Origin of the sequence: Streptomyces kaniharaensis (genome assembly GCF_009569385.1) — a bacterium.
In the GTDB taxonomy this organism is placed as follows: Bacteria; Actinomycetota; Actinomycetes; order Streptomycetales; family Streptomycetaceae; genus Kitasatospora; species Kitasatospora kaniharaensis.
In genome coordinates this window covers 34028-56007 of sequence record NZ_WBOF01000008.1, presented here as the reverse complement: position 1 = coordinate 56007, position 21980 = coordinate 34028, and the positions used below count along the sequence as shown (strand labels likewise).

The following is a 21980-nucleotide window of genomic DNA, read 5'->3' as shown; positions in this document are numbered from 1 at the left end:
CCCCTCCCCAAAGTTGGTGCCCAAAGTTGGTGCCCGGCGGGACGCTGCCCGCCGGGCGGTCGCCCTACTCCCAGCCGTCCGGGCCGTAGGTCAGCTGGCGGTCGTAGGCGGCGCACTCGCACGGGCAGTGATGGGAGCGCATGCAGTCGCAGTAGTCCAGGCAGATGTGCGTCCCGCAGCTCTCGCAGTCGAAGCGCCCGCAGTCTTCACAGCGGTAGCGGTAGTCACCCATCGCTCGCCGCCGGGCCGTTCCGGTTGCCGTCCTCAGCCAGCAGCATCAGCCAGACGACCCGGCCGATCTCGTGCAGCCCGCTGTGGAGTTCCAGGCGGTCCCGGCCGGAGAGCCGGAGCGTGCGCGTCTCCTGCCCCTCCTCCTCCAGCTCGACCGTCTGGTAGGCGTCTTCCTCGGTCAGCCGGACCGTGATCCGCCGACCCTTGGCGAGCACCAGCTCAGCCGTGAGCGAGGCGACGACCGTCAGCCCCTCCTCCAGGCAGCTGTCGATCATCCCCCTGTGCCGGGCCTCCCTCTCCTCCTCCGGCACGGTCTCCACCAGGTGCTCGCGCAGGTGACCGGCCGCCCGGTGCAGGTGGGACAGCGTCCGCTCTCCCTCCGCGAGGTGGTCCAGGCTGGTGGTGGCCACCATCAGGCCGTGGAGCCCCCCGAGCCCGATGGCGACGTGTACACCCGCCTCCGCCAACGGCTCCCGGGGCTGCATCCGCGCGGCCGGCGACATCACTTCGTGGGCGTGCCGCTCAAGGTCGCGCACCGCCTTCCGGTCCAGCGGCGCGGGCGGGGAGAGCTTCCCCGCCACGGCGGTGGTCGTGTAGGTCGTCATGTCTGTGTCCCCTCGATCGGTGGCAGCCGGAGCCACCACATGAGTTCTTCCTGGCCCCGGCACTCAGACCGGACCCATCACCCCGGAGACCGCCGCCACCACGAAGTCCAGCGCGGTGTTGGCCGCCTCCCGCCGCTCGGTGGCGCTCATCCCCTCGCACGCGGTGAACATCGAGTCGTTGCCACCGTCCAGGCCGAGCCGGGCGAGGCGCCGGAACTCCAGCGCGGCCGGCCCCGGGATGCCGTCGTCCGTCATGGTCCGGGGCAGGCCGCCCATCGCGCCGTGCACCGAGATACACGCCAGCTCGACCAGCCGTGCGGTGGTCACCGGGTCCTCCACCAGCAGCGTCGTGAGGACGTCCTGGCACGACAGGCAGCGGTCCATGGCCGCCCCCAGCAGCTGGCCGAGCAGCTTGTGGTCCACCGGACGGCCGCCCGGGTCGCGGTAGTCGTCCGGGATCTCGAACCACTCGTGCCCGTGCTCCTGCGGTTCCGGCCGCTCCCGCCGCGGCTTGCCCGGCTTCTGGCGTCCCATCACGCCACCTCTTCCTGCTGGTTGGGGTCGTTCGGCTGTACATCGAGGACAACGCGAAGACCGCCGGAGCGGTGCGTAAGCCGGGTCGGCTCGGACACCCGCAGCGTCGGCGCGTTCTGCAGCACCGGCAGCAGGAGCTCCAGGACCCGCTCGCCGAGCTGGCGATCGTCGGTCATCAGGCGAAGCTGCGGCATCAGCGGGCCACCTCCTCCGCGCCGGTCAGCGCGTCGCCGGAGGTCTGGGCGGGCAGCACGGCGGCCGGGCGGCCGGCCACGTCCGCGAGCCGGTCCAGGACCGCGAGGCAGTCTGCCGCTCCCCGGTGCGGGCCGTTGAGCTTCTGCCAGCGGTAGCCGCCACGGTGCGAAGGCTCCCCGCACCAGGTGCTGAACGGGATCATCACGTCCTCCCAGGTCATGGTGGACAGCCAGGCGTCCGCGCTGGCCCGGGGGTCCGCGTGCCCCTGCCGCTGGTAGTAGCCGGCCAGTTCGTTCCGCAGCACCAGCCGGTCGAAGTCCACGAGGTTCCAGCCCACCACCCGGCGCCCGTAGAGCTCGACCCTGCCGCCCCCGCGGACTTCCCGCCGGGTGAGGGCGTGGGTCAAGTCGCCCATCAGCGCGTCGAAGTCGGTGCGGCCGGTCAGCATCTCGTCCGTGATCCCGTTGTGGCGGGTCGCCTCCGCCGGCATGGGGATGCCCGGGTTCACCAGGCGGTCGAGGAGCACCCGCCGGTCCGTGGTGACCACCCCGATCTCCACGATCCGCGCGGTATCCCCGAGCCCGGTGGTCTCCAGGTCGAGCACCGCCACCTCCGGGTCGTCCAGCAGGGCCGCCGCCCAGGCTGCGAGCCCGGCCACCTCTCGATCCCGTTCCATCCGTTCCTCCACTCCTCCGAGCCGGGCCCGCCGGTCCGGCCTTTCGGTCGGATTTTCGATTTCAGTCACGGCGAGTTCTCTTTTCTGGGGCGATTAGAGCGTATCAAGAAATAGCGCAACATGGGCCGGGATGCAAGTATTTGAGGGGAATCGAAACGATGCGCGGAAATGGGTTTTGCGAGCCGGAACAACAACCGAGGTCGGTTGTTTATGGCCGAGATCGGCGGGCCGCGGAGGGCAATCAACCGAGGTCGGTTGGTCACTCGGCTGTCTCCTCCGGCTCGGGCCGGCCGTAGCGGTCGAGGGCCTGGCGGACGATCCGGCCGGGGGAGTGGATGAGGTCGGCCAGGCGCTCCCGCTCGGCCCGCCCGAGGCTCGGGCTGTAGAGGGCGAGGGGTCGCGCGCTGACCCGCCAGGATGCGGTCCGCAGCTCGGTGACCAGCTCGGATGGGAGGAGGTAGTTCCGTTCCACCAGCCGAACATCGGGGGCCGGCCCCGGCCAGCGGCCGCTCAGCTTCATCTCCCCTTCCTCCTCCGGCGTCAGCGGCTCCCAGGGGCCGGCCAGGTCCGGCTCGGCCAGGCGCTGGCGCACGGCCCCGGCCACGACGACGTCGAGCGGGGGCCAGGTGTCGGGCCGGATCAGCGCGAGTTGCACCCGGGCCTCCCGATGGGTCAGCCCTTCCCTTTTCAGTTCTTTCAGGTATTCATCTTGCTCCAATTTCTGGCGCCTTTTTCGCAGATTGAATCGGCTTGCCTGCTGCGGAGTGATGCTCACCGTGATCTGTACCGAGGTCATGTTTTCCAACCTACCGAGGTCGATTGTTGGGCCCGGCTTGCGCCGCCGTACGTCCGCTCAGCTGGCGGAGTCTGAGGCCGGAATTGATAGTTGGCCCCTGGAATTGATAGTTGGCCCCTGCGGGGTTCTGGCCACACCGGGTAGTTGAGCCGGGCCACGATGGTTGGAACCTGGCCACGCATGTTGGAACCGGGCGACCCTTCTCGGGGACCCTTGAGTGACCCTGTCGACCCTGAGGGATGTGGGCGCCGGCGGCCTGGAACCAGTGAGGAAGCCGGGGGTGTCAGCGCCGGGGGCTACGGTCTCGATCCATGGGTTTCTCCGGATCTTTCGTTGTGGCACGGGCCGAGCAGCCGGTGACCGAGCTGGCAGCAGTACAGGCGCTTGCCGCCACGTCGTGGTGGTCGGCCAGGGATGGCGCCTGGCAGATCCTGCAACTGTCTCCAGGCGTTGCTCCGCATGACTCGATCGCGACTGAGACGGGAGCCCCGGCCCTCGTCATGTATGTCCACGACAGCGACGTCGTCAGCGTGGAAGCAGCCAGCCCCGGCGGTCTGACCTGGCACTGCGCACTGTCTCCGGAGATGGCGCGAGACTACGACGTCCCCGAGGAGTGGATCGGTGATCCCGACGAGGTCACCCGTCAGGCCGTGGCCTGGGCGGAGGCAGCCGGCCTTCAACCCGACCCAGTGGCGGTGAGAACCACCCTTGAGGCGGAATGTGACCCACTCGCCGAGGGTTTGGTACTCGACCTGGTCCATGCCCTGGGGTTCAGGTTCGGCGACGGCGAGAGCCTGATCACGTGTCAGTGATACCCCTCCAGGGGCCGGTAAGCCGCAGGGTCCTCAGCACTGGTACCGGCGAAGCTATACAAGGGCCTTGCTGGTTCCAAGAATCGTGACCACTTGGTGCCAACAAGCGTGTCCCATCGACGAGAAACCGTCAGGTCGCTCGGCCCCACTGGTTCCAACTCTCGTGTCCCGGCTCAGTAGTTGCGACTTTTCGAGCTAGGTGACATCCGATCTCAGTGGTTGACACCGTCGCAGTCAGCGCCGAAGCCGTACCGGATTTCTGCTATGCCCGTTCCTGTGACCCGCGCGCCGTTAGTGTCGAACCCGTGATCGTATGGCTCAACGGCACCCACGGTGCAGGCAAGACGACGACCAGTGCACTCGTGCAGCAGCTGATCCCCGACTCCCGGGTGTTCGACGCCGAGAAGGTTGGCGAGACACTCATGGACATCACACCGGGGCTGCCCGGGACGGACAACTTCCAGCATTGGCCGCCGTGGCGGCCACTCGTAGTCGAGACCGCCCGCCACGTGCTCGACTACACCGGCGGGACTCTGGTGATGCCGATGACTGTCCTGGTCGAGCAGTACTGGCGCGAGATCAGCACGGGCCTCGCCCAACACGCCATTCCGGTGCGGCACTTCGTTCTCCATGCCGACCAGGAGACCCTCCGCGGGCGCATCGCAGGGGACACTGTTGTTGGTCCCAACTCCTGGTTCCGTCTCAAATACCTTGAGCCCTACGCCGAGGCGGCCCGCACCTGGTTGCACGCCGAGGCCGAGGTCGTCGACACCACGCACCTCACGCCCGCCCAGGCCGCCCTGCAGATCGCAGAGGCCGTCAGGAGTTGAGGTCCGCCGCCACGCGAAACAGGCGGGCCAGCTCAGCCCAGCACCGCACTGTCATCCCCGCGCTGGCCGCCATCCTCCTGATCTCGGCGGTCAGGTTGCCCGCCACGCTCCGGCCTCCGCTTCGTGATCTTCACTTGACCGGGTGAACATCACCCCGCCTGGCTACCCGCGGGCGCCGGGGGTGCTGGGGTTGGCGCATGAGTTTCCGGACCGGACCCGCCATCCGCTCGGACGCATGCGATCTCACCGCGCTGATCAGCACGTTCACCGGCGATGGCGATCACCGCCGGCGCCTGGTGCTCGATGCGTCCTGGCCGAGACGCTGGTCGACGACCTGGCTGTTCGACGGCGGCCAGGTGGTCTGGCCGGTCAGGGATCTGGAGTCGGTGCCGGTGCTCGACTCGCAGCCGGTTCGCCGGTTCACCTGGCGGGCCCGGCAGCGGCACCGGCCGGGCCTGGAGCCCATGATCTCCACCGGCCGCCAGCACGGGTTCGAGTCGCTGGAGGAGCGGGACCTGCTGCGGGCGCTGGACTTCCTGCGGGCCCGGGAGGTGCTGCCGCAGCCGTTCCGCCTGGACTTCGAGCACACCGGCGGCCGCGCGGCTCACATCCCGGACTTCCTCGCGCTGATGCCCGACGGCAACTGGCTCTTCGACGTCCGCCCGGCCGCTCTGGTCCGCGACGAGGACGCGCGGAAGTTCGCCGCGACACGAGAAGTCGCGACGGCGGCCGGCTGGCACTACACCGTGGTCACCGGCTGGCGCCCGCACGTGGTGGGGGTGCTGGACGCGTTGTCGGCCCGGCGCCGCCCGCGCAAGGACCTGCTCGGCCTGCACGGCGAGTTGCTGGACGCCGTCGCCGAGGGGCCGTTGCGGTTCGGGGAATTGGTGGAGTCGACGGACTGGCCAGAGCTGGCGCGGGCCGAGGCGGTCCATTTGCTCTGGCACCGCCGGCTCGGTGTCGATCTGGGCGAGCCGCTCGGCGACCGGTCCCCGGTCTGGCTCGCCGGACAGCAGCCGATGATTCCGTCGCAGGGGCGGCGGCAGTGAGCCGCGGCGTCCTGGTCCTGGCGCCCGGCGTCCGGCTGGAGCTCGGTGGCGTCTGTTTCACGGTCGAGGAGCTGGAACCGCATCTGGGCCGGGTGGTCCTGGCCGATGCCGGCGGAGAGCTGAGCCGGCGGTCGTTGCGCTGGCTGGCGAACCACCCCGGTGTCCGTCCGCTGCCCACTCCCGGCCGTCTGGCCCGGACCGGCGGCGACCGACGGGGAACGGTTCTGTCCGACCTGACACCCGAGCAGATGCGGCGGGCCCGGATCCGGGCCGAGCACGTGCTGGAGACCGAGACCGGCTTTCGGGCCGGGCACCCGGCGCGGGCCCTGCAGGGCGAGCCGAGGCCGGGCTTCGATCCGGCGATGACCACGCTTGGCGAGCGCCGCCGAGCCAAGGCCGCCGAACTGCGGGCGATGCCGCCCGTTGAGGCGGAGGCACTGGGGCTGCGGTTCATGAGTGAGCGGACGCTCAAGCGCCTAGCCCGCAGCAAGGGCGAGGACCTGGTGCTGGCCTGCGCGGACGGCCGCTGGCTCCGCGCGGGCGGGGGCCGCCCCAGCATCACCCCGGAGATCCGGGAAGGGATCTACGCGGTGAGGGAGGAATGCCTTCGGCGCTCGCGGATGACCATGGCCGCCCGGCACCGGCTGCTGCACCAGTACATCCGGGAGGTGTTCCCGGACTTCCCGGCCGAGGACGTTCCGTGCTGCAAGACGCTGGCGGCGGTCTGGCAGGAGTGGTTCGGCCCCGACGGTTCGCGGCAGCGCTACGTCCGCACCGCGGAGATCGCGCAGGCCGGGCGGAGGGTGGTGGTCCACCGGCCGGGGCAGGTGGTCGCTCTGGACTCGACGCCGTTGCCGGTGAAGGTCCGCGAGCAGGTGTTCGGCGAGCCGGTGTCGGCGGTGATGTCGCTGGCGCTGGACCTCTACACGCACTCGATCGTGGCGTTCCGGCTCACGCTGGTGTCGGACACGTCGGTGGACATCGCGATGCTGCTGCGGGACGTGGTGATGCCGCTGCCGATGCGCGAGGGCTGGGGCGAGGACATGGAGTGGCCCTACCCCGGCGCTCCGGCCACGCTGGTCGCCCAGTTCGCCGGGCACAGGGTCGCCGCGCTGCCGTTCTTCGCGCCGGAGACGGTCACCACCGACCACGGCGGCCCCTACAAGAGCCACCAGATCGTCGCCGCCGAGCGGGCGCTGGGCTGCACGATCCTGCCGGCGCGCACGCTGCGGGCCCACGACAAGTTCGCCGTCGAGCGGGCGTTCTCCTCGATCAAGACGCTCCTGCTGGAGCACCTGCTGGGCTTCACCGGAACGGATGTCGCCGACCGGGGCGCCGGCCCCGAGGCGGATGCGGTGCTGACGCTGGCTCAGGTCGAGCATGTGGTCGCCACCTGGGTGGTGAAGGTCTGGCAGAACCGGGAGTTGGGCGAGTACGCGCCGGCCTGGGCGCCGGACGGGCCCCACAGTCCGAACTCGCTTTTCGCGGCATCAACACGGCAGGGCGGCCTGGACCTCGAGATCCCGGGCCCGGAGCTCTACTACAAGCTCCTGCGGCCCCACCACGTGATGATCCATGCGGGCCGCGGGGTGAAGATCCTCGGGCTCTACTACTACGCCGACGTCCTGGACGAGGACCGCTTCCACGGCCGGTCCTCGCGCGGCGGCCGGCACAAGGGCAAGTGGGTCATCCGCTCCGACCGCCGCGACCGCCGCACCGTGTTCTTCCAGGACCCCGACGATCCCGAACGCTGGCACGTCCTGCGCTGGACCGGCCTGCCTCCCGAGGGCGAGGTCCCGGCGTTCTCGGACACCAACGTCGACGCCCTGCTCGGCGAGGTCCGCCGGGCCGGGCTGAAACCGCGCTCGGACGAGGAACTGCTGCCGGTGCTCCTGGACATCCTCGGCTCGGCGATCCCGGTCAGCCAGTGGCCCTCCCAGATGGGCAAGCGGGAGAAGAGCGCCCGCTCGCGCCGGGCCGCAGACGCCGCGCAAGCCGCAGCCGACCAGCCCTCCACGCCGGAGGGCCCGGCGGCCGAAGTGGTCGCCTGGCCCGTCGAGGCAGCCGACATCGCGAAGGCGGTCGATGCGGAACGACGCCGGCTACGCGAGGCGTCGGTGGTCCGCCGCCCGGTCCCGCCGCCGCGGCTGGGCGACAGCCTGCGCCGACGCAACCTCTTCCTCATCCCGCCCGACGACGCCCCCGCCCCGCTTGAGGACCACGCATGACCGATGCCGCACCGACCCACCCGCTCGCCGAGATCCTCGGCGGCAAGCCTCCCCGCCGGGACACCCACGAGGGCTGGCAGTACTACTGCCGGTCCCGCCGGTCCTTCGTCCCGGCGCCCCGGCTGTCCCTGGACCAGTGGCAGGCGATGAGCGATCGCGACAAAGCGCTCCACAACCTGCACCGCACGGCGACGCACGTCAACATGCCGCTGCAGGAGACACCGATGGCAAAGAGGGTCGCCTCTCTCGTCGACCGGCGCATCCGGGGCAACGCCATGCGGCTCACGTCCGCGACCTGGCCTGGGGTGATGGTCTTCGGCCTCGGTTACCAGGGAAAGACCGAGACCGTCTGCGACATCGCCGCCGAGTTCGAGGTCACCTTCCGGGAAGCGGGCCACCAGATCAATCCGCACGCGATGCCCGGAACGCGAGCGCTTCACGCCCCTGTCGTCTATGTCCAGACGCCGGTCACCGCGACGCCGAAGAGCACCTGCCAGGCGATCCTCGACTTCTTCGGCGCCCACACGAAGGGCCTGACCCTTCCCCAGCTCGTCCAGCAGGTCGCGGCCTCGCTCGACGGCCATGGGGTCCGCGCGTTGATTCTGGACGACATCACGAGACTCCGCATGCACCGGGCCGACGACCAGGACGTCCTCGATCTGATCCGGGCGTTCATGAGCATGAACGTCACCCTCGTCCTGATCGGCGCCGACATCCCCGGTTCCGGCCTGCTGCGGAAGGCGAAGTGGGACTCCCGGGCCCGCCAGTGGGTGTTCCCGCCCTCGGCGAGCACCCACGTCCACGGCCTGGAGGTGACCCAGACCGAGCGCCGTTTCGACCTCGTCGAACTCGGGACCTTCGAATGCACCACCTCGGAAGGCATCGAGGCCTTCCTGGACCACCTGGCCGGCCTGGAAGACGGCCTGCGGCTGTTCAAGGCCTGGCCAGGAATGCTCACCGGGGGCACCATGCCCGAATACCTGAGGCGCCGCACCAACGGTGTCATCGGCCTGCTCGCGCGCCTGATTGAGGACGGCGCCATGGAGGCCATGGCCAGCGGGAAGGAGTACCTCGACGAGGAGCTTCTCGACACGATCACCATCAGCCTCGACGCACTGGGCCGCGATCCCGGAGCCGGGGAGATCCCCATCGTTCCGGACCTCTCCTCTTCCAAGGCGAAGAAGCCTCCGACCCGACGGCAGAAGCGCCCGCGCAACACCGTCTTCGACGACCTCGGCCCCAGGGCAGCCGCGGGCGGGGCCTGAGTCGATGGTTCCTGGCCGTGACGCACACCCTCCGCTGCCAAGGAGCCTGGCCCCGCTGCCCGGCGAGGGCTTGCCCGGATTCGTCCTGAGACTCGCCCATCACCTCGATCTGACCCCGACCCAGGTGGTCAGGCGAACGGGGCTCGCATTCGAGGACCGGGGCCAGGCCCCGCTCCGGCACCTGTTCATGCTCGAAGCGAACGTCCGGGCAGCGTTCGCCCGCTCGACCCGGCTGACCGAGGACGAGTCCGACCAGCTGACCCTCCGCCCCTGGAGCAGCCACTACCCTCCGGTCGCCGACGTCCTGGTCTGGCCCGGACAAGCACCACGACCCCGAACGGTGACCACCGAGTGGATGCTGCTGTCGTCCAGCCGCTACTGCCCGGACTGCCTCGCCGGCGACGGGAGCCGGATCCAGCAACTGCACGGCGGACCCTGGAAATTGTCCTGGCGCCTGCCCGTGATCTTCGCCTGTCTGGAACACAACCGCATGCTCGTCGACACCTGCCCACGCTGTCGGCGGCCGGCCCAGGCCGGATCATGGGCAAAGAGCCCCCAGCTTGTTCCCCTCCCGGGCCTCGGCCACCTTCACCCCGCACGCTGCCGCAACCGGGTCTCAGCCGGGCCTCAGGGCACGGTCTGCGGCCACCCGCTGGACGATCTCGCGGCCAGCCCCGCAACACAGCTCGCTCCGGACCTCGCTGACCTTCAACGCAGGCTCCAGACGATGCTGGAACCCGGCCACTACCCCTCGACGGCAATCTCGCGCTTCTCGGACCTTCGAGTCGCTGTCGCTCTCATCACCGCGGCCCGGCAGCCGCCAGACCCAGCCGGGCCACCCAGCGGCGCCATCTCGCAGCTCATGGACGAGTACAGACGCGGTGTTCACGGGCCCTGGCCCGGACAGACACAGCCACGCTGGGGCGCTCTGCCCACCGCCAGCACGGCCTCCGCAGAAGTGCTCAGCCTCGCCGACCGGCTCGTCCGCCTGCCGAGAACTGCGTTCCGGGCCGAAATCCACAACCTCGCAGGACGCGCCCCGCGCTACGACGCATCCGCCTGGAGCCAGACCTGGGACATCCTGAGGACCAGGTGTTCACCGCTCTTCAGGCACGACGTCGAGCAGTGCTGCCAAAAGATCTTCGTGCCTACGCATATCTCGCACACCGGCCCGCTAGTCATCCCGGTGCGCGAACGCGGCTACCTGCCTGAGCACATCCCTCAGCGTCCCCCGGGCAGTTGGCTCACCGTCCTGGCAGAGAACGGGGCACCTCCAGGGCACCTGCGAAAGCCCGTCCAGTTCCGCCGAGTCGTGGCAGTCCAACTGGTCCAGGCCGCTGCGGGCTGTTCCGTCGACGCAGCAGCCGAGCTGCTGGGCATTCCCCATAGCTGGGACCGCTCAGGCCCCGGCGCGCTCATGCGTCAGAACCTCCATCCGAGCCAGAACAGCGCCCATCCGCTGTTGAGCGCGGATATCGCCGAGGCCTTCGAGGCCCTCACCCAGCACATCGCCCGAGAACCCGTCAACTACTACCAGCGCCGCCAGAACCTCGCCTTCTGGCACCTTGGGCACTCCGATTGGGACACCATCACCCAACAGCTAGGCCGGATGCTCGGTCAAGGCCCGCGGACAAGCTCCCACGAGCTACTCCGGGAGTGCGCCTCCGCTTACGTCTGGGCCGCCGTCACCGGCAGCGAATGGCAGCTCGCACCCTCGTTCCGAGCGCCGCTGTCCGCCTTCAACCGCCGAGTTGGGCCCGGGACACCCGAGCTCCGGATTCTGCACCACATCCATCACGCCACAGACCACAGGCTACGGACGGTCCTCGACGACCGGGTCCGGGCCCTGATCGGCAGCGCAGATCGCCAACCAGGTGACTACTCTCCGTGACTTTGCGCGACTTGCTCAGGCCAACTATCGGTTCCGAACTGGGCCAACTATCGATTCCTACACGATCCTCCACCAGCACCGATCGACGGATCAGGGGCCAACAACCGATTCCGGTCTCAGAGTCGGGGCGCAGGCCGAGCGGTCGGCGGCCGGTGGTCGGGCGCACCGGGGCCGAGGGCGGGGGCACCAGGCCCTCCCAGGGGTCCGGCCGGGTCCCACGGTCGGCGGGCGGGGCGGCCGGGTGCTGCTGGGGGAGCCACAGCGGCCGGCGGGGAGTCTGAGGGTTCGTCACCTGCCCAGTCTGCCGCACACCGGGGGCCCGTGCCGTGCCCGCAGGCGCTGCCCCGGGTGCGGGTCAGAGATCGTCTCCGACGGGCCAACCCTGCGGAGGGGGTGGCCTCAAGATCCGTGCCGGGCGGTTCTCGCCGTTGGTGGTGGGGTGGGTGCGGGGGAGCTGGGGGTGGCCCCCTCGCCGGACGCCCTCCGCACCCTGGCACAGCCCGGCGGAGGACCAGGGCGACCTGTCCAGGACTTTCCGCCGGCCGCCGCCCGGGGGGCGACGACCACCGGAAACTCCCTCCCAGGCCGGGCGCCCAAGAGGCGCCCGGTCCCTGGCCCCCCACCAGGCCGCGCCCCCACCGTGAGGCCGCCCAACGAGGGAACCACCCCCAGCTCGGGGGGAGGACTGGCGAGCCGCCGGCCGAGCGGGGCCCGGTCAGCCGGCGGCGAACACCCCCGAATTTCATTGCGTTGCATTGCATATCATGGCTGACATGCAATGCAAGGGTGTGCTATGCTATGGAATAGTCGGGGCGGGCGGTCCGCCCCGGAGTCGAGAGGTCGAGCCCATGAGCGAGCAGCCCGCAGAGGTCCCCGGCGACGACAGCGCCGCCGGAGCGGCCGTGTGCGCGTTCCCGGGGTGCACCAGGCCGCCCATCCCCTCCGAAGGGGTGGGGCAGCCCAACAAGTACTGCGACAACCCGAAGCACACCGCGCTGACCGCCTACCGGGAGAAGAAGCGCCGCCAGCGCGCCGGCGGGGAGGAGACCGCGTCGGACCGCCCGGTGAAGGAGGCGATCGAAGGCGTCGGCTTGCTCCGCAAGGACGTGCTGGCGTCGGTGCAGACACTGTTGGACCGCCTGCCCGCGGTGATCGAGCGGCTGGAGACCATCGCCGACCCGGAGGCCGCGGCCGCCGAGATCCAGACCGAGAAGGAGAGCGCGGCCGCCGACGTCGCCGACCTGCGGAAGACGCTCGCCTTGGAGCACAAGCAGCGGCTGGCCGCCCAGGCCGAGCGTGACGTGGCCAGGGCGGAGAGGAAGCAGGCCGAGGACGCCGCAGACCAGGCCGACACCGAGCTGCAGGAGGCCCGCACGCAGTTCGAGGCCGACGCAGCCCGGCTGGAGGAGGAGAAGACCTCCGCCATCGCGGCCGCCCAGGAGGCCGCCGAGGAGCGCGTGCTGCAGGCCCAGGCGGTGGCCGAGGCCCAGGTGACGCAGGTCCGCGAGACGGCGGCCGCCGAGGTGGCCCAGGCCCAGGGCGAGCTGGCGGAGTTCACGGCGGAGCTGGAGGCGTTCAAGGCCACCACCGCCGAGGAGCGCGAGGCCGAGCAGCGCCAGCTCCAGGAGGCGCTGGCCGAGGCCGCCGAGAAGGTGACCCGGGCCGAAGCGGACAAGGCCACCGCCGAGGGCGAGCGCGACCAGGCCAAGGCCCACGCCGCCGACGTCGAGCAGAAGGCCGCCGTCCTGGTCGCCAAGGCCACCGCGACGGCCGAGGCGAAGGACGAGACGATCTCCGAGCTCAAGGAGTCGGCGAAGACCGCCCGGGAGGACCACCGCCAGACCGTCAAGGACATGGAGGAGACCGCCAAGGAGCTGCGGGCCCGCGTCGAGGAGCTGCTGGAGGAGAAGCACCAGGCCGCCACCGCCGCCCAGGCCGCCGCCGACCGGATCAGCGAGCTGGAGGGCCAGCTGGCCGCCGCCACCGACAAGAAGGCCGGCCGCTGACCGGCGGGCCGTCAACTCCGAGACGAGAGGATCACCCCATGGCCGCCACCCCGGAGGACATGTCCCACGCGATGCTGATCGCCATCCTGATGAACAACGGCGGCAGCATCGACCTGCCCGGCGACGCCTTCACCCCCGACGCCATCGGGGGCCGGGACGGCGCCTTCCACGCCGTCGAGATGGTCCCCTTGCCGGACGGACGCCTCCGGCTGTCCGTCGTCGCCCGCCCCGCCGGCGACGAAGGCCGCATCGAGTTCCGCTGACCGGTCCGCAGCTGGCCCGCCCGGTTCTCCCCGGGCGGGCCGAGGGCAAGATGCCGAAGTACGAACGAGAAGGGGGCAGGGTGCTGCTGGAGACCGTGGCCGCCATGCTGGGGGCCGGCGCCGCCGTGGTGGTGGTGAGGCCGTTCCGCCGGGCCCGCCAGCTGGCCGAGGTCGAGGCGGCCGCCGAGCGGGGCCGGGAGCACCGCCGGCGGTTGCTGCGGTCGGCCGCGGACATGGCGATCACGTTCACTCCGGCCGGGCCGGACGGCTGCCGGTACGTCACCGTCGCCCGGGTCCAGGAGCTGGCCACCGAGCACTTCGCCGTCCAGGCCGGCCCCGAGGAAGCCGCCGCCGCACTCGCCGCCCGGCTGCACTACCGGGGGTGGTTCGGCGTCAGGACGGACCTGCACGAGCGCGGCTGAGCCGCCGTCGCAGAATTTCCGATCTTCGGACCATCACAAATCGGGACGTTCCATCCCAGTGACCACAGGAGTGCGTGTCATCACCAGCACGGACCGTAGGAGTTGTGAAATGCTGCCCGATGGCTTAAACCGATCGGATCTGGAGATCGCCTAGACGTCCCCCAGACACGTAGAAGCGCCCCGCCGGGATTGCCGTCCCGTGAGGCGCACACCACGTCAACTACATACCGCTGTTGTCTGACTCTCGATTCCCGCCCAATGGCTACCAACCGCGCCGGGTTCCGAGGTCCAGGACGACACACCCTTTTAAGCGTTCATCCGGGAGACGACTATAGCCGTCAGCTCACCGGTCTGCACAGCACTGCCCCGATCTGACACGCCGAGTCACACCACCACGACCGAGCGTCCCACGTCGTCCAGTTCGCAGATCGTCACCGACTCCGAGACCAGCCCGGGAGCCCTCCGGTTCCCCGCGGTCCACCGCACCACCTGGTACCGCCTCACCTGCCTTGCCCACGAGCGCCGCCGCCACGGCGACGCCGTCCAGGCGCTGCTGCAGCACGCCACGTACGAGTCCGGGGCGCGCGGGATCATCCGCGACGTCCCCCGCATGATCAACACCTACAAGGCCGCTCAGGGCGTCTCCGAGCGGTCGGCTTGGCGTGCCCTGCGGATGGCCGTCCAGGCCGGGTGGGTGCGCTGCCTGCAGCACGCCGCCCCCGGCTACCCGGCCCGCTACCAGCTCCAGGTCCCGGTGGACCTGGTCGTGCCCGGCCTGCCCGAGGACCTGGAGGAGGCCCTGCGGCTGTGGGACAGCGACGCGCTGCCCGAGCCCGACGACGCCGACTCGTACTTCGGGCACCTCTCCCAGGCCCCGATCACGCCGGTCTCGCTGGAACCGCCAGCGGAGCCGTTCCCCGCCCCCCGCACCGCCCCTGATGTCACACCAGACTCTGGTTCTCCCACTGAGTGTCAGACGTCTCCTTATACCGCGAAGGCGCTATCTCCCCTGTGGGGAGATACGTTCACCACCCCAGGGGAAACCGGCGAGCTCGGGGACGAGGACGCATGGCGACCGCCCCGCCGTCGCCAGGCGCCCAGCGCCGAGGAACTGGCCGCCGCGCGGCAGGTGCTCGCCCGGTGCCGCCGCTGGTGGCAGCACCAGCGAGGGGGGGCCGGGGTGCTGTCGGCCCGTGAGCTGGAGGGGCTGGCGGAGCCCACCGCGCTGGCACTTCGCCGGGCGACCGCCAGCGAGCTGGTGGAGGCCATCACGGTGCAGACCCGCTCCGCCCGCTCGCTCGCCGCCCTGGTCGGCCACCGGCTGTGGCGGATCATCAAGACCCGGACCGAGTGGGACCAGGCCCGCCCGCCCGTGCTGGCGGACGGCTGGCGGGCCGACGAGGAGCACGGCCGGTACGCCGCGCTGCTGGCCCGCCAGGCCCAGCTGCCGGAGTGGAACCGGGCAGGGGCCGCCCCGGCCCGCGCCGCCCTGCAGGAGGCCCGCCAGCGGGCCGCCCGGCGGGTCGAGGACGAGCAGGCCGAGCAGCCGTCGAGGGGCTGGCACCGGGAGGCGGAGGACGACTTCCAGGCCAGCCTGGCGGTGCCCGAGGACGTCAGCCCGCTGGAGGTCTACCGGGCCCGGGTCGAGCGCTCCCAGCGCGAGAGGTGGGAACGGCAGTGGCGGTAACAGTCCCGCCTCTCAGCGCGTTGACCAGCACGAACGAACGGGGGAACGGCATGACGAACCACCAGAGCGAGGCCCGCGGCCGAGTGCTGCTGCTGGCCGCCGCACCGAGGCGGAGCCGCCGCCGGCTGCTCGACCCCGAGCACGGCGTGACCACGCTGGCGAACGTCTCGGCGGACCGGCTGCTGCAGGGCTGGGCCGGGCCGGTGGACGCGGTGCAGCTGGTGGACCCGGGCGAGCCCCAGGCCGTGCTCGCCCGCCTGCAGGAGGCCGCGGCCGCCGCCGGGCCGCTGCTGGTCTACGTGTGCGGGCAGCTGATCCGCGACCACCGCCAGCACCAGGTCCACCTCGCGCTGGCCAAGACCGGAAGCACGACGATCAGGTACACCGCGCTGCCCTGGTCGTGGCTGGCGCAGGCCCTCGCCGCCCGCTCGGCAGGCACGACGACCGTGGTCGTGGACGTGATCGCCGACCCGAGCTGTCTGCCGATGCGGGAGGAGGACCTGCAGCTGCCCGAAGCCGTCGAGCGGTACGGCGTCGTCGCCCCGCCAGCCCGGCGCGGCCCGTGGCGACCGCCGGCCTACACGGTGCAGCTGGCCCAGCTGCTGCGGTCCGGTCCGGTCGGCCAGCGGCTGGCGGACCTGCACCCGGTGGCGGCCGCCCAGGCCGGGCTGGAACCGGGCACGGTGGTGCTCGCCCCGCCGCCGGTCGAGGTCGAGGTGCCCCGGCCCAGGCCCGCCGTCCACCAGCCGCCGATGCCGACCCGCCCGCCCGTCGAGGTGCCCGCGGTGGACCTGCGGCCGGCCATCGCGGAGGCGATGCACGCCGGGCACCACCAGGCCGCCGCCGAGCTGGCCGCCCAGTGGGAGCGGAGCGTGCTGCGAACCGCCGGGCACCTGTCCCCGGAGATGGGCGACGTGCTCGAAGTCCAGGCGACCGTGGCGGCCGCCGCCGGGCAGGCCGCGCGGGCCGCCGACCGGTGGACGGCCACGGCGGAGCACCGGCTGCGGTGGTCCGCCGTCGAGGACCAGGCCGTGCAGTTGGCCGCCCGCAACGCGCTCGCGTGCTGGCGCCAGATCCCGCCCGGCGAGCCGGAGCTGGCGACGCTCGGCGCCCGACTGGCCCAGGTGCTGCAGGCGATCGGCCGCGGCACCGCCGCCGACGCCGTTGCCCGGCGGAGTGCCTGACGGCTCAGGAGCTGAACGCGCTCCGGAGGCGGTCCAGCTTCTCCAGGACCGCCTCCGGGGACGCCGCGGCCCGCTCGGCGGCCGCCGTCGCCAGCGACACCGCCGCCATCCGGTTGAGGCCGTCCAGGTTGCTGATCAGCCCGAAGTCGCCATCGGCGAAGGCCCGCAGCGCGGCCGCCACGTCCGCAGGCATCATGACCCGCCCCATCGTCACCACGACCTCCACCGCCACGGTCGTGGTCGGCAGCGCGGCCGTGTCGCCCGGACGGCAACCGAGCGCTTCGACCGCGTCGGCGAACATCTCCTCAGCCCGGTACTTGGCGTGGTGGTAGAGCGCGACGCCGCCGGCCGGGTCGGTCAGCCGACGCATCGCGGTGTTGAGTTCGCCCAGCAGGTCCCGGACGTCGTCCGCGTCGTGTCGGACGCAGGCCCGCAGCAGGTCCACGGCCAGGACGTTGCCCCGCAGTGCGGGCAGCGAAGGGTTGGAGACGGTTTCCATGCCCCGGCCAACGACCCGGCACCCGAGGGGACACCCCGACCCCGGCATGCTCCGTGTCCGAACTTCCTCATTTCTGGTCGAGAAAGTGAAACCGCCCCCAACCCGGTGCAGGTCAGGGGCAGTACGACTGACGGCGCGTCAGGTGGCGTCGGGGGCGGGGGAGAGCTGGCCAGGGTCGGCCGGCCACTGGTGGCCGCCGCCGGGCGGGATGAGCCAGACCCGGCGGTCCACGACCTTGTCGCTCCAGGTGGACCGCAGGACTTCCTGACCGTCGATGATGCCGACCCACCCGGTGGCCGCGTCCAGGACGCGCTCGCCGTCGCGCGGGTGCCGCTCGAACTCGTGAACGGCGTGTTCACCGTTGTGGTAGCTCACCCCGCCTCCGCCTCTCTGCCGTCGAGGGGAAGGCGGTCCAGGAGCTCGGCCACGGCGTGGACCACGGTGGCGGAGACCCGGCCGAGCTCCACCATCGGCTCGCCGCCTCCGGAGGGGTGGTCGCCGCGGACCCCGGGGAGCTCCAGGCCGTGGCGAGCGAGGGAGAGCCGCAGCCGCTCAGACGCCAGGATGGCGAGGCGGTACGCCTCCGAATCGCTACCGGACATGCGCTGAGGTGCCAGATGTGCCATCCCCGCACCGTAGGGAGCGGGAACGGCAGTGGGGGGCACAGTCTGTGCCCCCCACTCCGGTATGACGAACTAGGCCGCGATGCCGACCGACCCGGCCAACTGTCGGGCGGCGGGCCGTACGGACGCCGGGCCGTCGAGGAGCTGGCGGACCAGGGCGTGCGTCTCGCTGTTCCACCGGGGCGTCTCGGGCGCGGCCGCCACCGCGTCGCCCAGGAGCTCGGCCGTGCGCTGGTGCTCGCCGCGGAGCTGATGGGCGCGGGCGACTTCCACCAGGTGCCGGGCCCGGCGCGGGCGGGCGGGGATCTGCCGGGGGTCGAGCCGGTCCGCCCAGGCCAGCGCGGTGCCCACCTGCCGAAGCTCCACCGCGACGGTCACCCCGTGCACGGCAATCGCGGTCGGCGACGCCGAGGTGGGCGACGACCACCAGGTGGCCGGCAGAGTGCGGGCCACCGTCTCCGCGCGGTCGAACCAGCCCCAGGCCGAGCCGGACTCCCCGGCGCGGGCGTGGGTGATGGCCGCATGCCAGCCCATGGCCGCCCAGGCCGCCGCCAGGTCAGGCGAGGAGGAACGCAGCGGGTCGAGCATCAGCAGCGTCTCCTCCGTGACCGTCTGCGCGGAGTCCCACTGCCCCGACTCCCGAAGCGCCTGCACCAAGAACCAGGCCGCCTGTCCGGTCGCGGCCGGGTCGCCGGCGGCCCGCGCGGTGGCCAGCGACCGCTCGGCCACCCGCCACACCAAATTGCCGTCCCCCTGGTACGCGGCGTACATCTGCACCAAGTTCAGCACCGAGGCGTACAGCACCAGGGCCCGCCGGCGGTCGGCGACGTCCGGGTGGACGGCGGCCGCGGCGACGTCGGCGACCAGGCCGGGCAGGAGCTCGGCCAGCGCGGTGCGGTGGTCGCCCCGGGAGTCCCGGGCGGCCCAGCCGGAGGCGAGCGCGGCCGCGACGTGGTCGAGGTCGGGAGCCCGGCCGGGTGCCGGAGCCAGCGAGGCCGAATCGACCGCGCGGCGGACCACCGCGAGGGCCGGGTGCTCGGGGCCGGCGAACAGCTCGGTCGGCAGGGAGAGCGAGCCGGTCAGCTCGGACAGGTCGGCCACCCGCAGGTGTTCGGCGATCTTGACCAGCATGGGCAGCCGGGGCGGAAGCAGCCGGCCTTTCTCCACCGCCTTGAGCCAGCCTTCGGAGCGGCCGAGAAGGCCGGCCAGGACCGCGCGGGACATGCCCCGGGCCTCTCGCAGGCGCTGGATTCGCTGACCGGTCGTCAGGGACTCTGGCAGTGCTGGCATCGGGCTGTCTCCCTGCTGCGGGGGCCACTGTGTGGCGCCAGGGTACGGCGGGGGCCCGAGCCCGCGCACCCGCCGCAGACCAGGCCCACCCGAACGTGCCCCCCGGCGCGTTCCACCCACCGCGACCCCCGGCGCGGTGCTGCGGAAGACGGGCGCAAGCCCGGCTTGCGCGATAGCTTGCTCCGCCGCCGCAAGGACGACTTACGGCACAACTTGCTCGGCCCCGCTGACCTGCGGTGGGGAGAAAACCGGTGAGTTCCAGCGGATGGAACTCACCAGGTCCCGCCCGAAACTCACCGGCCGTCCGCAGGCCCGCAGCTGAAACTCCCCAGCCCAGGTCAGCGTGGGTGCCGGGTCAGCCGACGATCCCGAGCAGCCGGTGGACCCGCTCGCCCGTCGCCCAGCGCCGGAGCAGGTCTCCGTCCACCAGGTGGAGGCCGCCCTGCCGGGAGGCCCAGAGCACGTCACCGCGCGAGAAGTTGCCGAGCGAGACGATCAGCCGGACGACGCCGCCGTAGCCGACCGTCCCGGCCGCCCGCAGCGGAGCGGGGCCGGGGCCGGAGGTGACCGTGTCCTCCTCCCAGTCCGAGGGGCGGAAGGTCACGTCGATCTCCCGGCCGGTCCGGTCCGTGCCGAGTATCCGGGGCTGGCCCTGGTGCGGGGCGGAGACCACCTGCCAGCCGTCCCGGCGGAGCAGGTTCAGCACCACGGCGGGCAGCTGGCCATCGGTCAGCGAGGCCGCCTCCGCCGAGGTGTAGTGGCCGCGGCGCCGGCGGACGGCCGCACCGCGCAGGCGGACGAGGAAGGCCAGCAGCCACAGGTAGAGGGAGCCGCCGAGGACCAGGCCGAGGAGCCCGAGCAGCTGCACCGACCAGGTCAGCCAGAAGGCCCCGGCCGCCACGGCCACCGCCAGGGCGACGAGGGCCGGGCGCAGCTGCTGCAGGGTCGGCGGTGCCTGCCCTGCCTTGCGCAGGCGGTCCCGCTCGATCTCGCGCAGGCGCAGCCGCCAGGCGCGCACGCTGCCCGGGGCTGGCGTCCGCCGCCACACATGTACCTCCCACGGCTGAACTGACGCCCTTACAGATACCCGCTCACCAGGGCCGACCGCCAGCAGGGCACCCGGAATCCGGCCAGGTCAGCCCGCGTACCGGAGCCCGGGGAGCCACTTCCGCCCAGTCGTGACAACCTACTTGTCACGAAGCTGATTCAGTGTCAATCTACTTGTCATGGTGAACGAGAGCAGGCGCCTGCGGGTGCCGCACGCGAGGACCGTCCGCGTCGCCCCGGCGAGCGAGGCGCAGATGCCGCCGATCCCCGACCGCGAGGCGATCGACCAGTGGATGGAGGCGTACGACCGGACCAAGGGGAAGAACCCCGGGCCGCAGCCGGCCGGGATGGGCGCCGGGCACTACCAGGCGCTCGTGCTCGACCTGCAGGAGGGAGTCCTGCGGTTCCACTGCGACGACTGGCGCCGGGACCAGGAGGCCCGGACCTACCACGGTGGGGCGGAGCTGTGGCTGTGGCAGGGCCCCGACGTGGTCCCGACCAGCATGTACTGGACGATCGACTCCGGGGTGCGGCAGCTGCCGTACCTGACGGCCCAGCAGGGCAATGCGCTGGCCGAGAAGGTGGCCCCCGCCGCCCAGGCGTTGCTGGAGAACCTGGTGGAGGTGCCCGGCACGGACGAGGTGGACTGGTCGCCCGAGGCGTTCCGGGCCGCCCAGGAGATGGACCGGTTGGTGCGGCGCGACCCCGACGACCCGACGCGGCTGACCCCGGTGGTGGTCTCGCTGGCCCAGGTGTACGAGGCCCTGCCCGACTGGATCGAGCGCAGGTGGGCGGACTGGACTGCCCGCCAGCTGGACGAGCAGGCCCCGCACCTGACCCGCACGCTCGGGCTGGACCCGGACCGCGGGCTGATCGCCGAGGCGCTGGGCATCGAGCTCGGCCAGGACCAGCGGCTGCTGGTGGTGGGCACCCGGGCGTGGCTGTACGGCTACCGGCGGGAGATGGCCTCCGGGCGGACCCCGATGGAGCTGGAACGGTGGTGGGCCACCAGCGGCCGGGAGTCGCTGGTGAGTGCGGACAGCAGCGAGCGCGACCTGGTCCACCTCGCCGAGCGCGAGCAGCGGGCCGCCACCGAGGACGGCGTGCTGCTGGTGGACGCCGTCCCGGCGATGCGCGCCGAGCGGTCCCGGCTGCGGTCCCGGCTGGTGCGCGAGCTGGAGGTAGTGCTGGGCCCGCGCCGGGTGGAGGCCATGAAGGAGTCGAAGCTGGCCCAGGCCGCCGTCAGCGCGCGGTTGGACCAGATCCTGGCGTGGGCGGACCCGGGCCACGCGAACTACGCGGAGCTCGGCCGCGCGGCGGGGATGAGCCGGCAGGCCGTCCAGGCGAAGGCCGACGCGCTCAAGGCGGACCAGGGCGACGAGGACGAGGCCGACCCGTGGTCCACCGCCGCCGGCCAGCTGGCGGCCGCCGGGACCGGGGCGGTCGAGCTGCAGCCCGGCCACGCGGACGGCGTGCACTGGCGGTGCGTGGTGTGCAAGGCCATGAACGCCATCGACAGCGAGACGTGCGGAGGGTGCGAGCGCAGCCGGCCCCCGCTGTTCGCCGGACAGCGCCGGTACACCATCACCTGCCCGCGGTGCGGCTCGGTGGACGTCGAGGAGTACGGCGAGCCGATCCCGAACACCGACGACTTCGCCGACTGCGCGCGCTGCAACGGCTGCGGGGATAGCTGGGGGCTCGACCCCGGCGCGGACGCTTCCTGCACCCGGTGCGGAGGCAGCGGCATCCCCGGCGCCGGTCCGGTCGTCGCCAAGAGGAACGGCCAGTGGGAGGACGTTCCATCCTGCGAGTGCGTCCCCTCCTGACAGATGGAACTGTCGCCGACA

Annotated in this window: 23 protein-coding genes; 12 read left to right on the top strand and 11 right to left on the bottom strand. The window is 71.9% G+C overall.

Features of this window, described 5'->3' with window-relative positions; genetic code table 11:
• Positions 1–64: 64 nt before the first annotated feature.
• From F7Q99_RS38870 to F7Q99_RS38845, 6 genes are all read right to left on the bottom strand, one after another.
• Positions 65–232 (bottom strand): hypothetical protein, encoded by a 168-nt coding sequence (locus F7Q99_RS38870; protein ID WP_153471820.1) that lies wholly within the window; start codon positions 230–232, stop codon positions 65–67.
• Positions 225–836 (bottom strand): hypothetical protein, encoded by a 612-nt coding sequence (locus tag F7Q99_RS38865; protein ID WP_153471817.1) that lies wholly within the window; start codon positions 834–836, stop codon positions 225–227. Before F7Q99_RS38865 ends, F7Q99_RS38870 begins: the two co-directional genes overlap by 8 nt.
• A 63-nt stretch (positions 837–899) precedes the next feature.
• Positions 900–1370: a hypothetical protein gene (locus tag F7Q99_RS38860; RefSeq protein ID WP_153471814.1), complete on the bottom strand. Its 471-nt coding sequence runs from the start codon at positions 1368–1370 to the stop codon at positions 900–902.
• Positions 1370–1564 carry a hypothetical protein gene (locus F7Q99_RS38855; protein ID WP_153471811.1) on the bottom strand — a complete coding sequence of 65 codons (195 nt, stop codon included), beginning with the start codon at positions 1562–1564 and terminating at the stop codon, positions 1370–1372. The genes F7Q99_RS38860 and F7Q99_RS38855 overlap by 1 nt, the downstream gene beginning before the upstream one ends.
• Positions 1564–2241: a 3'-5' exonuclease gene (locus F7Q99_RS38850; RefSeq protein ID WP_153471808.1), complete on the bottom strand. Its 678-nt coding sequence runs from the start codon at positions 2239–2241 to the stop codon at positions 1564–1566. The genes F7Q99_RS38855 and F7Q99_RS38850 overlap by 1 nt, the downstream gene beginning before the upstream one ends.
• Positions 2242–2500: 259 nt before the next feature.
• Positions 2501–3037, bottom strand: coding sequence for a hypothetical protein (locus tag F7Q99_RS38845; protein WP_153471805.1), 537 nt, complete (start codon positions 3035–3037; stop codon positions 2501–2503).
• A gap of 311 nt (positions 3038–3348) precedes the next feature.
• Between F7Q99_RS38845 and F7Q99_RS38840 the strand changes: the two genes are divergently transcribed.
• The 11 genes from F7Q99_RS38840 (at position 3349) to F7Q99_RS38790 (ending at position 16674) form a co-directional block, all read left to right on the top strand.
• Positions 3349–3849, top strand: coding sequence for a hypothetical protein (locus F7Q99_RS38840; protein WP_153466889.1), 501 nt, complete (start codon positions 3349–3351; stop codon positions 3847–3849).
• Positions 3850–4154: 305 nt separating this feature from the next.
• A complete protein-coding gene (locus F7Q99_RS38835) occupies positions 4155–4679 on the top strand; it encodes an ATP-binding protein (RefSeq protein WP_326847366.1) in 525 nt (174 codons plus the stop codon).
• A gap of 197 nt (positions 4680–4876) precedes the next feature.
• Positions 4877–5728, top strand: a complete 852-nt coding sequence (locus tag F7Q99_RS38830; protein ID WP_153466890.1) for a TnsA-like heteromeric transposase endonuclease subunit — start codon at positions 4877–4879, stop codon at positions 5726–5728.
• On the top strand, positions 5725–7956 hold the full coding sequence (locus tag F7Q99_RS38825) for a transposase (RefSeq protein ID WP_326847302.1): 2232 nt from the start codon (positions 5725–5727) through the stop codon (positions 7954–7956). Before F7Q99_RS38830 ends, F7Q99_RS38825 begins: the two co-directional genes overlap by 4 nt.
• A complete protein-coding gene (locus F7Q99_RS38820) occupies positions 7953–9221 on the top strand; it encodes an AAA family ATPase (RefSeq protein WP_153466891.1) in 1269 nt (422 codons plus the stop codon). The genes F7Q99_RS38825 and F7Q99_RS38820 overlap by 4 nt, the downstream gene beginning before the upstream one ends.
• Positions 9222–9225: 4 nt before the next feature.
• Positions 9226–11112: a TniQ family protein gene (locus tag F7Q99_RS38815; protein WP_153466892.1), complete on the top strand. Its 1887-nt coding sequence runs from the start codon at positions 9226–9228 to the stop codon at positions 11110–11112.
• An 848-nt stretch (positions 11113–11960) separates the two neighbouring features.
• Positions 11961–13118, top strand: coding sequence for a coiled-coil domain-containing protein (locus tag F7Q99_RS38810; protein WP_153471947.1), 1158 nt, complete (start codon positions 11961–11963; stop codon positions 13116–13118).
• Positions 13119–13156: 38 nt separating this feature from the next.
• Entirely contained in the window at positions 13157–13381 is a 225-nt protein-coding gene (locus F7Q99_RS38805; protein WP_153471945.1) for a pRL2-19, read from the top strand.
• An 80-nt stretch (positions 13382–13461) separates the two neighbouring features.
• Entirely contained in the window at positions 13462–13803 is a 342-nt protein-coding gene (locus tag F7Q99_RS38800; RefSeq protein WP_153471942.1) for a hypothetical protein, read from the top strand.
• A gap of 610 nt (positions 13804–14413) precedes the next feature.
• Positions 14414–15490 carry a hypothetical protein gene (locus F7Q99_RS38795; protein ID WP_153471939.1) on the top strand — a complete coding sequence of 359 codons (1077 nt, stop codon included), beginning with the start codon at positions 14414–14416 and terminating at the stop codon, positions 15488–15490.
• A 50-nt stretch (positions 15491–15540) separates the two neighbouring features.
• Positions 15541–16674, top strand: coding sequence for a hypothetical protein (locus tag F7Q99_RS38790; protein WP_153471935.1), 1134 nt, complete (start codon positions 15541–15543; stop codon positions 16672–16674).
• A 4-nt stretch (positions 16675–16678) separates the two neighbouring features.
• Here the strand turns inward: F7Q99_RS38790 and F7Q99_RS38785 are convergent, their stop codons facing one another.
• The 5 genes from F7Q99_RS38785 to F7Q99_RS38765 all read right to left on the bottom strand — a co-directional run bounded on the left by F7Q99_RS38785 (position 16679) and on the right by F7Q99_RS38765 (position 20104).
• Positions 16679–17173, bottom strand: a complete 495-nt coding sequence (locus F7Q99_RS38785; RefSeq protein ID WP_153471932.1) for a hypothetical protein — start codon at positions 17171–17173, stop codon at positions 16679–16681.
• Positions 17174–17311: 138 nt separating this feature from the next.
• The gene (locus tag F7Q99_RS38780) at positions 17312–17548 is read right to left on the bottom strand and encodes a hypothetical protein (protein ID WP_153471928.1); all 237 of its coding nucleotides are present in this window, start codon (positions 17546–17548) and stop codon (positions 17312–17314) included.
• Entirely contained in the window at positions 17545–17775 is a 231-nt protein-coding gene (locus F7Q99_RS38775; RefSeq protein WP_153471926.1) for a hypothetical protein, read from the bottom strand. The genes F7Q99_RS38780 and F7Q99_RS38775 overlap by 4 nt, the downstream gene beginning before the upstream one ends.
• Positions 17776–17868: 93 nt before the next feature.
• The gene (locus F7Q99_RS38770) at positions 17869–19086 is read right to left on the bottom strand and encodes a helix-turn-helix domain-containing protein (protein WP_153471923.1); all 1218 of its coding nucleotides are present in this window, start codon (positions 19084–19086) and stop codon (positions 17869–17871) included.
• 355 nt (positions 19087–19441) lie between these two features.
• Entirely contained in the window at positions 19442–20104 is a 663-nt protein-coding gene (locus tag F7Q99_RS38765) for a hypothetical protein (RefSeq protein ID WP_153471920.1), read from the bottom strand.
• Positions 20105–20312: 208 nt separating this feature from the next.
• Here F7Q99_RS38765 and F7Q99_RS38760 point away from each other — a divergent pair, with 208 nt between their 5' ends.
• Positions 20313–21959 (top strand): hypothetical protein, encoded by a 1647-nt coding sequence (locus F7Q99_RS38760; RefSeq protein WP_153471917.1) that lies wholly within the window; start codon positions 20313–20315, stop codon positions 21957–21959.
• The last annotated feature ends 21 nt before the right edge of the window (positions 21960–21980 follow it).

Coding starts and splice junctions, on each gene's coding strand:
- F7Q99_RS38870 (WP_153471820.1), bottom strand. CDS start 232: ATGGGTGACTACCGCTACCGCTGTGAAGACTGCGGGCGCTTCGACTGC.
- F7Q99_RS38865 (WP_153471817.1), bottom strand. CDS start 836: ATGACGACCTACACGACCACCGCCGTGGCGGGGAAGCTCTCCCCGCCC.
- F7Q99_RS38860 (WP_153471814.1), bottom strand. CDS start 1,370: ATGGGACGCCAGAAGCCGGGCAAGCCGCGGCGGGAGCGGCCGGAACCG.
- F7Q99_RS38855 (WP_153471811.1), bottom strand. CDS start 1,564: ATGCCGCAGCTTCGCCTGATGACCGACGATCGCCAGCTCGGCGAGCGG.
- F7Q99_RS38850 (WP_153471808.1), bottom strand. CDS start 2,241: ATGGAACGGGATCGAGAGGTGGCCGGGCTCGCAGCCTGGGCGGCGGCC.
- F7Q99_RS38845 (WP_153471805.1), bottom strand. CDS start 3,037: ATGACCTCGGTACAGATCACGGTGAGCATCACTCCGCAGCAGGCAAGC.
- F7Q99_RS38840 (WP_153466889.1), top strand. CDS start 3,349: ATGGGTTTCTCCGGATCTTTCGTTGTGGCACGGGCCGAGCAGCCGGTG.
- F7Q99_RS38830 (WP_153466890.1), top strand. CDS start 4,877: ATGAGTTTCCGGACCGGACCCGCCATCCGCTCGGACGCATGCGATCTC.
- F7Q99_RS38820 (WP_153466891.1), top strand. CDS start 7,953: ATGACCGATGCCGCACCGACCCACCCGCTCGCCGAGATCCTCGGCGGC.
- F7Q99_RS38815 (WP_153466892.1), top strand. CDS start 9,226: ATGGTTCCTGGCCGTGACGCACACCCTCCGCTGCCAAGGAGCCTGGCC.
- F7Q99_RS38810 (WP_153471947.1), top strand. CDS start 11,961: ATGAGCGAGCAGCCCGCAGAGGTCCCCGGCGACGACAGCGCCGCCGGA.
- F7Q99_RS38805 (WP_153471945.1), top strand. CDS start 13,157: ATGGCCGCCACCCCGGAGGACATGTCCCACGCGATGCTGATCGCCATC.
- F7Q99_RS38795 (WP_153471939.1), top strand. CDS start 14,414: ATGATCAACACCTACAAGGCCGCTCAGGGCGTCTCCGAGCGGTCGGCT.
- F7Q99_RS38790 (WP_153471935.1), top strand. CDS start 15,541: ATGACGAACCACCAGAGCGAGGCCCGCGGCCGAGTGCTGCTGCTGGCC.
- F7Q99_RS38785 (WP_153471932.1), bottom strand. CDS start 17,173: ATGGAAACCGTCTCCAACCCTTCGCTGCCCGCACTGCGGGGCAACGTC.
- F7Q99_RS38775 (WP_153471926.1), bottom strand. CDS start 17,775: ATGTCCGGTAGCGATTCGGAGGCGTACCGCCTCGCCATCCTGGCGTCT.
- F7Q99_RS38770 (WP_153471923.1), bottom strand. CDS start 19,086: ATGCCAGCACTGCCAGAGTCCCTGACGACCGGTCAGCGAATCCAGCGC.
- F7Q99_RS38760 (WP_153471917.1), top strand. CDS start 20,313: ATGGTGAACGAGAGCAGGCGCCTGCGGGTGCCGCACGCGAGGACCGTC.